This is a genomic window from Acinetobacter sp. 18QD2AZ41W (assembly GCF_009829025.1).
GTDB lineage: Bacteria > Pseudomonadota > Gammaproteobacteria > Pseudomonadales > Moraxellaceae > Acinetobacter > Acinetobacter pseudolwoffii.
Window position 1 is genome coordinate 501,285 of sequence record NZ_WURP01000001.1, and the last position, 13,096, is coordinate 514,380.

Annotated in this window: 10 protein-coding genes; 4 read left to right on the plus strand and 6 right to left on the minus strand. The window is 36.8% G+C overall.

Annotated features, from left to right (window positions below; translation table 11 throughout):
- Positions 1 to 10: 10 nt before the first annotated feature.
- The 3 genes from clpB to crp all read right to left on the minus strand — a co-directional run bounded on the left by clpB (position 11) and on the right by crp (position 5,116).
- A complete protein-coding gene (clpB, locus tag GVV58_RS02345; protein ID WP_005096526.1) occupies positions 11 to 2,590 on the minus strand; it encodes an ATP-dependent chaperone ClpB in 2,580 nt (859 codons plus the stop codon).
- A 578-nt stretch (positions 2,591 to 3,168) separates the two neighbouring features.
- A complete protein-coding gene (locus tag GVV58_RS02350) occupies positions 3,169 to 4,218 on the minus strand; it encodes an NADP(H)-dependent aldo-keto reductase (RefSeq protein ID WP_159515913.1) in 1,050 nt (349 codons plus the stop codon).
- Positions 4,219 to 4,408: 190 nt separating this feature from the next.
- On the minus strand, positions 4,409 to 5,116 hold the full coding sequence (gene crp, locus GVV58_RS02355) for a cAMP-activated global transcriptional regulator CRP (RefSeq protein ID WP_005171629.1): 708 nt from the start codon (positions 5,114 to 5,116) through the stop codon (positions 4,409 to 4,411).
- Positions 5,117 to 5,263: 147 nt separating this feature from the next.
- Between crp and GVV58_RS02360 the strand changes: the two genes are divergently transcribed.
- On the plus strand, positions 5,264 to 5,686 hold the full coding sequence (locus GVV58_RS02360; RefSeq protein ID WP_005171632.1) for an OsmC family protein: 423 nt from the start codon (positions 5,264 to 5,266) through the stop codon (positions 5,684 to 5,686).
- Between the two features lie 88 nt (positions 5,687 to 5,774).
- Here the strand turns inward: GVV58_RS02360 and GVV58_RS02365 are convergent, their stop codons facing one another.
- Together GVV58_RS02365 and GVV58_RS02370 are read right to left on the minus strand one after the other, a co-directional pair.
- On the minus strand, positions 5,775 to 6,812 hold the full coding sequence (locus tag GVV58_RS02365; RefSeq protein WP_159515914.1) for a metallophosphoesterase: 1,038 nt from the start codon (positions 6,810 to 6,812) through the stop codon (positions 5,775 to 5,777).
- Positions 6,813 to 7,262: 450 nt separating this feature from the next.
- Positions 7,263 to 7,694 (minus strand): hypothetical protein, encoded by a 432-nt coding sequence (locus tag GVV58_RS02370; protein WP_159515915.1) that lies wholly within the window; start codon positions 7,692 to 7,694, stop codon positions 7,263 to 7,265.
- 135 nt (positions 7,695 to 7,829) lie between these two features.
- On the opposite strand from GVV58_RS02370, the gene GVV58_RS02375 reads away from it, so the two are divergent.
- From GVV58_RS02375 to GVV58_RS02385, 3 genes are all read left to right on the plus strand, one after another.
- Entirely contained in the window at positions 7,830 to 8,915 is a 1,086-nt protein-coding gene (locus tag GVV58_RS02375) for a hypothetical protein (RefSeq protein WP_159515916.1), read from the plus strand.
- Positions 8,905 to 10,098, plus strand: coding sequence for a hypothetical protein (locus GVV58_RS02380; protein WP_159515917.1), 1,194 nt, complete (start codon positions 8,905 to 8,907; stop codon positions 10,096 to 10,098). Before GVV58_RS02375 ends, GVV58_RS02380 begins: the two co-directional genes overlap by 11 nt.
- Positions 10,099 to 10,189: 91 nt before the next feature.
- Positions 10,190 to 10,789, plus strand: coding sequence for a hypothetical protein (locus GVV58_RS02385; protein WP_159515918.1), 600 nt, complete (start codon positions 10,190 to 10,192; stop codon positions 10,787 to 10,789).
- A gap of 105 nt (positions 10,790 to 10,894) precedes the next feature.
- Here GVV58_RS02385 and GVV58_RS02390 read toward each other — a convergent pair whose 3' ends face one another.
- Positions 10,895 to 12,739: an NERD domain-containing protein gene (locus GVV58_RS02390; RefSeq protein WP_159515919.1), complete on the minus strand. Its 1,845-nt coding sequence runs from the start codon at positions 12,737 to 12,739 to the stop codon at positions 10,895 to 10,897.
- Between the last annotated feature and the right edge of the window lie 357 nt (positions 12,740 to 13,096).

Consider the following 13,096-nt stretch of genomic DNA (forward strand, 5'->3'; position numbering starts at 1 on the left):
ACAGGCAATATTAGCTAACTTTCATTTTCTCGAAGATTAAATCACCCGCTTCGGCCTGGACCAGAATCGTATCACCCGGCTGGAATTCCCCTGCAAGGATTTTTTGAGCCAGGCCATTTTCAATACGTTGCTGGATCGCACGTTTTAACGGACGCGCACCATACAGCGGATCGAAACCGGCATCAATTAACTGATCGAAAGCACTGTCATCTACCGACAGACGCATATCACGCTCTGCCAGGCGCTGACGCAAGCGATTCAACTGGATATCGGCAATACCGCGAATCTGGTCTTTTTCCAGCGCATGGAAGACCACCAGTTCATCAATACGGTTAATAAACTCCGGACGGAAATGTTCCGAGACCGCATTCATCACTACTGTACGAACTTCATCACGTGTTGCATTAACGCCCAGTTCACGCACATCCTGCGAACCCAGGTTCGACGTCATAACGATCACGCTGTTTTTAAAGTCCACTACCCGGCCTTGCGAGTCAGTTAAACGACCATCATCCAGCACCTGTAGCAAGATGTTAAACACATCCGGATGCGCTTTTTCGACTTCATCGAACAAGATCACGCTATAGGGTTTACGACGTACCGCTTCCGTCAGCACCCCGCCTTCTTCATAACCCACATAGCCCGGAGGCGCACCGACCAAACGGCTCACCGAATGTTTTTCCATGAATTCAGACATATCAATACGAATCATGGCATCGTCACTATCAAACAAGAAGTTGGCTAATGCTTTGGTCAATTCTGTTTTACCCACACCCGTTGGACCCAGGAACAGGAACGAGCCACTTGGACGGTTCGGGTCTGACAGACCTGCACGTGAACGGCGTACCGCATTCGATACTGCCACCACGGCTTCTTCTTGCCCCACCACACGGTTATGCAGGAACTCTTCCATATGCAGCAGTTTGTCACGTTCACCTTGCAACATTTTCGCCACAGGAATACCGGTGGCCGCACTGACCACCTCGGCAATTTCATTGTCGGTGACTTTGTCACGCAGCAGTTTCGGTGCTTCACTTTCTTCAGCTGCTTCAATACGTTCCAGCTGTTTTTGTAACTCTGGAATGACGCCATATTGATACCGTGCTGCTTCAGCCAGATCACCTTCACGTTGCGCCTTGTCCAGTGCAATACGGGCCTGATCCAGTTTGACTTGAATGTCTTTATTACCAGCAACCAAGGCTTTGTCGGCACGCCAGATTTCTTCTAGGTCCTGATACTCTTTTTCAACCGTGGCGATCTGGTCAGACAGATATTGAATCTCAGCTTTGGCACCTGAGTCTTCATCTTTTTTCACCGCTTCCAGCTGCATTTTTAACTGAATCAGACGGCGCTCCAGTTTATCCAAAGCTTCTGGTTTGGAATCGAGTTCCATTTTAATGCGTGATGCTGCTTCATCAATCAGGTCGATGGCTTTATCCGGCAACTGGCGATCGGTGATATAACGATGTGACATTTTCGCTGCAGCAATAATCGCAGAGTCCAGAATCTGTACCCCGTGATGCGTTGCATAGCGGTCTTTCAGACCACGCAGAATCGCAATGGTGTCTTCCACACTCGGTTCATCCACCAAGACTTTCTGGAAACGACGCTCGAGCGCTGCATCTTTTTCAATATACTGACGATATTCATCCAGCGTAGTCGCACCGACACAGCGCAGCTCGCCACGTGCCAGCGCCGGTTTCAGCATGTTACCGGCGTCCATCGCACCATCACCCTTACCGGCACCCACCAAGGTATGCAGCTCATCGATGAATAAGATGATTTCGCCTTCGTGTTTGGCAATATCTTTCAGAACGGCTTTTAAGCGTTCTTCAAACTCACCACGGTATTTGGCACCGGCCAGTAAAGATCCCAGGTCCAGCGATAAAACACGTTTACCTTTCAGTCCTTCAGGTACTTCACCATTAATAATCCGCTGTGCCAGACCTTCGACGATTGCCGTTTTACCCACACCCGGCTCACCAATCAGTACCGGGTTATTTTTGGTGCGGCGTGACAGAACCTGAATGGTACGGCGGATTTCATCATCACGGCCAATCACAGGATCAAGCTTGCCTGCCAAAGCACGTTCAGTTAAATCAATGGTGTACTTATTCAGTGAATCACGCTGATCTTCATGATTATTGCTCATGACTTTTTCATCGCCTCGAAATTGATTAATGATCTGGCCTAAGGTTTCTGCCTTTAGGCCAACACTGTTTAATAAGGTTTTTGTGTTACCTGTTTCTGCCAGCGCCAACAGTACCCAATCTGTAGATAGAAACTCATCTCCGGCTTTTTGCGCGAAGCTGTCTGCCAAATGTAATACTTTTGCCGCTTCAGGGCTGAGATTGATATCCGCGGAGGGATTGCTCAGGGTTGCTGCATTACTTAGGGCCGTTTGCAGCTTGGTTTGCAATTCACGCAGATTGGCGCCGGCCTGCTGCAGCAAGCTGACATTGGATGCTTCATCCATCAAGGTGGCCAGAATATGAATCCCATCAATCGAGCTATGGTCTTTAGTCATGGCCAATGATTGTGCATCGGAAAGGGTTTGCTGCAGGCGATTGGTAAATTTCTCAAAACGCATTTTTGTTATTCCTCACAACAAATTTTCTACTTGATGGATATATGGGTGCGATTAATCAGATTTCAAATTATTTTTGTATATTTTTCAAAAACTTATTATCAAAAAATATACAGATTTCAATTATAATATTGGTGTAGTCAAATCATATTTCAAGTAAGCGAAAGAGAATTTTTAATGAGACCCCAAGACTAGCGCTAACTCATCATCTTGATTAAGCTATTTAGTTGTATCAGGATAATTTAAAACAAAATTGGCTTACATATGCTGTCCTAACCCTTCTACCAAATGAAGAACTTCAGAGAGTTTCTGTTCAGTTTGAATCAATACTCGAGGTGATTAATGGCCTTATCACTGATAAAGAAAAATTAGTTCAGCAACTTCCGTATGGCTTTCGCTCATACTTTTGTTTGGGACAAAGTAGTTTCATGATTCATTTTTATAAGAGCATCTTTTATGGATGATGTTTTAATTATGCGGATTTGACGATCCTTTCCCATACTCTTTTTCATTAAAATAAGCGTGTAATCAACAATAAAAAAACACCCTCAATCAAGGGTGCGTCTAAATAACGATAAAAATTATGGAGCCGGATTTGGCTGCTGACAGTGAATCGCTTCAATACCTTTCAGTACGTCTTCAGATAAATCGATTTCAAAGGCCTGAATATTTTCTTTTAACTGATCCAGATTGGTGGCCCCAATAATAGTACTGGTTACAAAGAACTGCTGTTTGATAAAGGCCAAAGCCAATTGCGTCAAAGTCAGACCATGCTGCTCGGCCAGTTGTGCATATTGTTCGGTCGCCCATTCACTTTCCGGATTGCTATAGCGGCTAAAGCGCGAATATAAAGTAACCCGAGCATTGGCAGGACGCGCACCATGACGGAATTTACCGGTCAGATAACCGAATGCCAAAGGTGAATAAGCCAACAGGCCTACACCTTCGTATTTGGCAATTTCTGACATGCCCATTTCATAAGTACGATTCAATAAGCTATAGGGATTTTGCACACTGACAAACTTAGATAAACCAAGTTTTTCAGCCAGATGTAAAAATTTCATGGTGCCCCATGGGGTTTCATTGGACAGGCCGATATAACGAATGCGGCCTTTTTGAATCTCTTGATGTAAAGCGGTTAAGGTTTCTTCCAGACCTGTTACTGCACGATCTTCTGCCGCTTCTACATTACCATAGCCCAGCTTGCCAAAGAAATTGGTTGGACGTTGCGGCCAGTGCAGCTGATATAAATCGATATAATCGGTTTGCAGACGTGCCAAGGACTGGTCAATCGCTGATGCAATTTCATCTGCAACGAAACGGGTTCTGCCATCCCGGATATGACTGCCGCCTTGTGAAGGACCGGCAATTTTTGAGGCCAGAAAAAGTTGGTCACGGCCACCGCGAGAGGCAATCCAGTTACCAATCATACGCTCGGTTGCACCTTGCGTTTCAGGTTTTGGCGGTACCGGGTACATTTCAGCAGTATCCCAGAAATACAGTCCCTGATCCAAAGCATAATCCAGTTGCTGAAAAGCCTCTTCCTGTGTGTTTTGCTCACCAAATGTCATGGTGCCCAAACAAATTTCCGGCAAAAGAATGCCTGTATCTGCCAATGGTCTGAACTGCATAAAAAAATATCCTTAAAATTTATCGGTCGTTTATTGCGATCACATGCGCTATAGCCTATCGGAATGATAAGGGGACTTAAATTATCTTTTCTAAAAAGCTTGTGCCAAATTGTTATGTTCAAATGAATTTGTGCTTTTAAAGTAGGGATAAAAAAAGCAAATCAGAAGATTTGCTTTTTTTATTTTTGACTTATTCGTCTTCGAGCTCACCGGCACTGACCGTTTCTGGCTCCTCCAGAGAAACATCGAAAATCAGAATGGCTTTACCATCGGTTTCAATCATCCCCTGTTCTTCAAGTGTCTTCAGTACACGGCCGACCATTTCGCGGGAACAACCGACAATACGGCCAATTTCCTGACGGGTAATACGAATCTGACGGCCATTTGGTAAAATCATCGCCTCAGGCTGAGAAGACAAGTCGATCAGGCAACGTGCAATACGGCCTGAAACATCAATGAATGCCAGATCAGTCACTTTACGTGTGGTATTTTTCAGACGGCGTACCAGCTGAGCAAATACCGCATAGCTCAGATCAGGATATTGCTTGCTGATTTCATGAAAATTTTCATAGGTGATTTCAGCAATTTCACACACATCACGTGTACGAACTTCTGCAGTACGTTGTGGATTTACCTCAAATAAACCCATTTCCCCAAAAAAGTCACCTGGATTTAAATATGCCACGACAATCTCACGATCATCATCTTCACGAAGAATGATGGATACAGACCCCTTCAAAATCAAATACAAAGATTTAGATTCTGATCCTGCATCAATGATCGTAGTACGTTTTGGATAACGATTAATATATGCACGTTTTAACAGTGCTTTCACGGATTCTGGTAATTGCCCCGGAGAAAGCGCATCTGTGCTCAATTGTGAAAAGTTTGAAGTCATGCTTACGGTTCCGAATATGGATAATGTATAGATCGCACAAGACCTAATGTGAACTTGTCACACAGTGGGATTGAAATTCCGTATCAACCCAATTTATGTTAGTGTACAGTTACTTGACAAATTTATAGCTTTTTTTAGGTAGTTGCAATGCAAACAAGCGTTCATTGGTTAGAGAATGTTGCTTTTGAAGCAAAAACTCAAAGTGGTCACACCATCATTATGGATGGTTCAGCGGAATATGGCGGTGAAAACCGTGGTCCCCGTCCAATGGAACTGCTTTTAACCGGTCTGGGTGGCTGTGCATCTTTTGATATTGTGACCATTTTAAAGAAAGCCCGTCAGGATATTAGCGATGTACGTTGTGAGTTAAAGGCTGAACGTGCGGATACAATTCCGGCAGTTTTCACGAAAATTCACTTACATTTTGTCGTGACAGGCAAAGCCATTAAAGAAAAACAGGTGGCAAAAGCCGTAGAACTTTCTGCAGAAAAGTATTGCTCTGCCAGCAAAATGCTTTCGGATGGCGGCGTTGAAATTACCCATGATTATGAAATTATCGAAGCAGAATAAACTTGCAATCTTCTAAAAATAGCAGCCTGAATGGCTGCTTTTTTATCCCAACAAATTGCCGGGAAAAATTTCTGAAGACTCTATCTGATTAAGTCCCTTGAACCAGGTAATGGGTGCCATCTTCAAAGATCAGAATACTGTCTGGAAATCTTAAAGCGCCAAGTCGATGTCTGAACGCGACGCCCTGCTGACGATCGAGATAGCGTTTGCCCACTGAATAGTCTACACAAAATACGTTTTGCTGTTGTCCATACCATTGCAGCGCATCGATCGATTTAAATAGGCCGGCCTTTTCTTCAGTAGTGTTAAAGTTTCGCCAATAATGCCCGGTAATCACTGGAATTTGATCGGTATAGCTGTCCCACCATGGCAAACGATCGATCATGCGCCATCGGCCACCGGCGTAAATGGGTTGCACCGCGATCTGTTCTGCACCTGAAGTGATGACCCGAATTGGATTGTGCATCTGCTCACGCAGCTCTTTTTCTGCGAGGTGTTGCAATAAAGGTAAAGTTGCAGCTGGGTCTTTGAACTGGTGTTGGTATTGTTGCTGTTCATTCTGTATTAATTCATTAATACCTAAGGCTTGCAAATCCAGCGCTGTATGCTCAACGAATTTAGCATAGGCTTCTCTGAGCGAATTGAAATGAGAATCACGTAATCGATCAATGGATTGCTGATGCCAGCAGGCATGTACCACACGCAGCTGCTCAGACTCGAGCGCCACCGGCAAGCGATTTAAAAAATCCAGAATCCACTTACGGTCTGTGGCTGAAGCCTGTATGGAATCAAAAGGTTTCAGGTCATCCGGATGCGGTGAACCAAAAAACCAGCCATTGCCTTCCCGAAAAGTATCGGTCAACAGGTTCAATTCATGATTGCCAATGACACATTGTGCATAACCTTCATCTACTAGCTGTTTGACCCGCTTGATCACCGCGACACTATCCTGCCCCCGATCACACAGATCACCAACAAAAATCAGTTTACGCTGTTCAGGATGACGACCGTGCCGATCATAACCCAATACATGAATCAGTTGTTCCAGTGCTGCAATCTCGCCATGAATATCCCCAACGATATCCACGGGGCCAGTGAAAGCCTGTTGTATAAATGAATATTTCACTTATGCATCCTGAGTTAAAATGAAGCCAGATGAACATCCTTGGAGTATGCTTTAAATTTGTTTAGATCGGAATACAGAACAATAGATACTTTAAATAGTTCAGTTAAAATATGTCAGGTTTAAATAAAGATTTTTTATAAAATATATTTTATCTTGATTTTAAAATGACCTAAAAAATACCAGCCATAATCCTTATATGCTTTAAGAGCTTAGTCCTGCTATTTTTGTATTTTCTGAGTGCGGGCTGGACTTTATGAAACAATCAAATTTATTACATTAAAATTAAGTCATAAAAAAAGCCCATTCTTTGAATGGACTTTTTTGAATTTTGGTAGGTATATCCACTACCAAACTTTTACTCAACACATTGTTTTTATTAAATTTATATCAAAATATTTATTCTATGATACATACTGTGATACAAAATAAAACGTCCTAAATCAGTTATAGTTACTTATTCAACATAGTAATTAGCTTAATCGCTTCTTTCTTGAACTCTTGAAGATCACATACATCAGGGTTAGGTAATCTAGGAAATAGTGCTTTTAAGGCATATTCACTACTTAGCCCTAACACATCCTCATCTAGCTTATAAACATGATAGCGTAAATCAGAAGCAATCAGGGGCAATTGATCAAGCAAGTCCTCAATGCTCTCTGCACTATAAAAATCCTCCTCCCCCTCTGAACTTCCAATTTTTCCACTTGTAACATGGGCGTGGTAGTACAGCATATTATTTTCTATTTCTTCATCATCTATGGTGAGATTAGCGAATAAGAAAGAATCGTTGTCTTCATATGCCACACCTATCATGTATGCATTGAGATCACTTAAAATATTATTTTTATCAAGAATATAATCAATGGCATCTTTCAATTTCACTTACTATTAGTCCTATATTAGAAATAAATTCCTTCGATTAAATTTTCGATAAAAAATTTATATGTATTTTTTTGTGAATCATTTTTTGTATGATATACCTAATAAATAACTTAACTTCTAAATAAAAGATTTTCAATGTCTGAAACAGTTAATACAAGCGTAATTGCTCCTAAAGCCGCGTCACAAATTTTTGAATTTTTTAAATGGAATTTTAGAAAAATAGGTCCCGCTGATACAAACTTCGATTGTATCTTTTTAGAAGAACATAGCTCATTGAAAAAAGATAGTGATGAGTTTAAAAAACATACGCATCCAACTGATGCAGTTTTTTTTTATGAAGACCCCTACTTCCATAAAAACATTTATTTTAATGTTGATTTTAAAAGTTATAGCGATAGCTCAATCTCGTTAAGTAGCGTAAGAAATGCTGTAAACTCTATGGCAAGGTCAATTCAATGTGCTCGATCTAGTACTGAATGGTCTACACGCTTTATGGTAAAAGAGCCATTTGAAGTCCGAGGGCTTTTGTTCACTTACAATCACGATAATAGTTTTGAAAAAAACTTTTATAGCTTTTTCAATGTTTATGAAGATTTCACCGAAGGTGATGATAAAAAAGGCAAAATTAATCCATCAAGTTTGAAGTTAGCAAAAAGCCAAAAAATACATATAGCAGATCCTGAGCTTATTCATTATTGGCAAACAGTAGTGATCAATGCTAAACAAGACATTAGTAGTCATAAGTTAGGTAATAAATATTTCTTTCATTACCCCCAATTAGTTGAATTTAGAAATAATAACAACAAATTTACTAATCCAGCGACAATTGAAATGCTATCTGGTCCCTTCATCATCATAGGATATGATGAAATAAATAAGATTAATGATAGTTATGAAGTAGTACGAGTACATGGTAAAGGCTACTTTATTTATTATCGAGAAAAAGGTGAAACATATGAAGAATTCATCTATTTACTAGATTTTTTAGATAAGTTTCAACTAATTGAAGATAGTGTACCCATTCAAATAAAGTTTGCTAACCGAAATACATCTAACTTAGCTCTATCAAACTTTAATAATGCTAAAGAAAGGTTTCAAACAGATGTATGGGGCAAAAAGTCTAGTGTTTTTGACTTAATAACTGCTGAACATTGTGAATTATTTAAACAAGAATTTTCAACAGAGCAAATTGGCTGGGAGAGAGCTGAAAATGAAGCGTGATTCTGTATTCAATCCAAATGACAATGAAGTATACGCAGCTCTAACCAATCATAAAGTTAGTAAAATTGAACTTGCCAAGCTTTTTCTAAAAAGAGGAATTCTTGTATCACCTAAGGATGAAAAAGAAAAATCAGCTCGCTACTTCTCCTCTTTTTTTCTAAGTTATTTTGATCTTTTAGCTATACAAGATTGTGTCTCTTCAGCTACTAATAGACGTGAAATGATTAGAACTGAAGCATTTCAATCAGATTCTAAGATAAACATTGCTGATGTTGTTGATACTCTTAATACATTCAAAGAATCAAAAGAATCAGCTACTGAAAGTGATGGTAAGCTTACCATTGATTCTGTAAAAATAACTCAATCAGGCGACGATATCTTAGTAAATTTCTCATATTCAACATTTAATTGGGGAAATTCTGAATTTACTCGAAGAATCAATAAACGAACTGCATTTCACATTAGAAAAATAGACGATAAAACTTTATATTTAGATACTGCTACAAACGAAGAAGCTAAACTATGGTCAGCAGAAATAGCAGAGCTTTTAGTGAAAAATAATGATTTAGACAAAGATGATGAAATAAATTTATTAGGTATAACCAATCAAAAAAGCAAAAGAACATTTTTTGATAGGCTAACTAAAGAAATTAATGGTTTTGAACTCTCTGATGTGATCAAGGTCGATGTTATAAAGCCTAACGAAGAGGATGAGGACGAAGATGGTGAAAAACCTGGATATAAAATTAAAAGTGCTAAATTCCACGGCGAGGGTTTGATGCAATCTAGAGAGTTAGATGAACTCTTAGCTCAAGATTTTCACCTTTACCGTATATCTTGGGAATGTGTTAAACAAGGAGGATTAGACAAAGATTTATATCAATTTGAAGCAAGATTCGTTGACGCTGAAAATTGCTGTGGATTTGAGTATGTAGTTAAAGGCTTTAAGAAACATACAGGCATTGGCTATGCTTCTAAACCGACAAGCTTACCAAGTACTGAAGAAATTGATATAAACACTAAAATGTATCAGGCTGCAAAAAAAATTCTAAATACCTTATATAGCCCAATATCAGATACTACAGAAACAATTCAATTAGTTAATTCAAAGGAAAATATAGCAGTCCAAGGAACTCTTGCTTTACCAAAAGAAATTTCAGCTAGAGATGTTCCTAATAACTAGAGATAAGACTATGTTGAGACTGAATATATATCGCATCCATTTGCCTATACCATTAGATTCTTTCATTACAAAGTTAGTGAAATCTCAAAGTGTGTCTAATGCTGAATATGGTATAAGAAACAAAGATTATGATATTGATGAATACAGTGGGATCTTCTTTCAACGAATTATCGTAAATGCTAGAAACTTTAATGGTAATGGTGAAGAACAGCATATAAATTATGAGTACTTTCAAGATTTTGACTTTGAAGTAATTACTAGATCCAATAATATATATCTGATTGTTTACGATGCTCCGAAATCATTAAAAAAGTTTTTAAATGTAATTTCTGATATTGCTGGAGTTGGTTTCTATTTCTTTGATGATTCACTCAACTTAGAAGACATTTCTTACAACTCAATGGGTTTTGTTGATTTTAAAGTTATCAAAGCAAAAATATCTAATATTTCCATCTTAAATAAATCAGTCGCATCTATGGAGATACAATCTGCTAATAACGCTGTGAAAGACTTTGATCAATACTCTAATGACCAAAACAGGAAAATCACTAAGATAAAAATTAGATTTTATATTAATGGCACATTAAATACTTTAGAAATCTCAAATAAAGGAAACTTTGCAATTAGTACAGATTCACTTAGCAGAGATGACTTAAATTTAATTTTAGAGAATTTTTATGTAATTTCATGAAGATTATAAATAATAGGAGTGGATTTAGAGGAAATTCCAAATATAAAATCCACTCATATACTTTATAATTTCATCTAAACACAAAAAATACGGTTTAAAATATTATTAAATATTTTCCCATGAATATCTCTGAACCTTAATATTGTGTTCTCCTAGGTTATGAAATGTTTCATAAAACTTTAATTTATTTTTTAAATAAACTACTTGAGGTGGCTGATTTAAATAATTTATAAAATCTTCAGCTGTTGGCGTATTTCCTGTCCATAAATTAAAAACTGGTGTTTGAGGACTTGAGTCTAATATTTTTTCTAGGCAAATTTGCTTTGATGAAAAAAATCTTAAAAAAGATGAATAATCAATAAAATAAGTATTATCCATTACAAAATCTAAAGCAAAAGGCAAAGAATTTAAAACTATTTTAATAATTTTTTTATCTTTTAAACAAATATTATGCTTATGCTTATATTTAATTAAACCAGTTTCGAACCTATTAACTTGATTAATATAATCCTCTATTTTTTTATCAAATTGATTTAATGAAATAGCCTCTGTAGTCGCTATACTTCTATTCTTACACTCTATTATAAAAACATAATCATCCCATTCTATAATAGCATCATATTGATATTGTGGCTTTTCTTCACCTTTAACTTTGAATTTTATTTCACTAGCTTTAAAAAATTTCCCATTTTTTTCAATTTCTTTTAACGATTCAAGTACTTCTTTTTCAAATAATTTTCCTTTATCAACTAGTGATAGTTCAAGTTTAGAGAATATAGAAGATACAATTTTTTCTAAATTTGCAGCTTTAATACTTAAAGGAAAAATTAAATATGAACCGTTACTAATTTTAATTATTGGGGTGTCATATAAATCTGCTCTTTTCTCTCTCTTATAGGTTAGCTTGTTAATAATATTTAAATGCTTACTATCATGAATCCCATTTTTTTTTAAAGATTCTTTTATTTCATCAATACTTACACTCTGAAACTTATTAATCTCAGAAAGTTCTCTCAATGATAAAAAGCTTAAAAACCATTCTTTCAGCGTTAATCCACTATATGATGATGTATCTGTCTCGATATTTATAAAATATAATCTATAAAAAAGACTTTGTAAAAAAATAAACTCTTTTGTAGTTAAATCCATATTTTTTATAATTTTACCAATTTTTTTATACTGATTTATTAGAGTATCAGCATGTATCATCATCATACGTTGCCTAGAAATTGCAGCATACATTTGAAGTGGGCTTGCTTGTAATAAAATCTCATTTTTTTCATTCAAAATACTTTCAGTTAAAGAACTATTAAAAAATTTAAAATTATAATCTATATCTTGTACTATATCCCATGCGCCTGTATTTAATAAAGATTGACCTAAAAATAGTTTTTCATATTGTTTTTCTTCTAGAACATCACAAGGTAATATTATTTCATTTTCTTCATTAACTAAATCAGGTTTTAAATGACTTATACTTTGAAGGTTATAATTTATTAACTTACATAATGTCTCTATTTCATTATCAAAAGATTCTAATCTCAATAATTCATCATTTAAAATTGAATCTTCATCCATATCCATTCCCATCACTTGGCTAATAACATTATATTTTTCTTTACAAAGTTGAAATAAATTTTGAATTAAATCTAATTCATTATCAAATTTCAATTCTTTTTTTTCATCTAATATTGTTTTATAAAGATCTTCAATCAATTCTAAATTATAGAAATATTGGGTTTCAATATTTCTATTAGAGTAATAAACTTTAAGAAAGTTTCTGAATTTAAGTAGTTTTTTATTAGGAAATTGATTTATTAAATTAACATTTTTATTTAGATATTCTAATAACAACATTAACTCATCATTATCTAATTTATCAAGATAGTTTTCTAAACCATCAAGAGAGTAATTTTCAAAATTAGATTTTAAAGAATTATCTATTTTCATTTCATTTTCCTAAAGTACTCAATTTTTTGTAAACAAAGGTCTTACTTACCCTAAGAGCTTGCAAAAAATGTTTACTCTTAAAGTATTGCCGAATACCAATTTCAGGCTGACGGAGCCACACATCTTATCTCTGTAAGGGTTTCCCTTACTAGTCCAATCTAGCTAATCCTAATGCTCCGCTTATGTGAAGTTCCCCTGTGGCGGTTTAGCCTTGCGACTATCTACGTACGCCATGACACTTATTACCTCCACATACAAATCATTCGAACCGAGGCATATCTATCATTTAAACTATTGGATTTATGATATAAACTAAAGTGAATGTCTAATTTTGCAAACTTATATTTTTTAAAAATG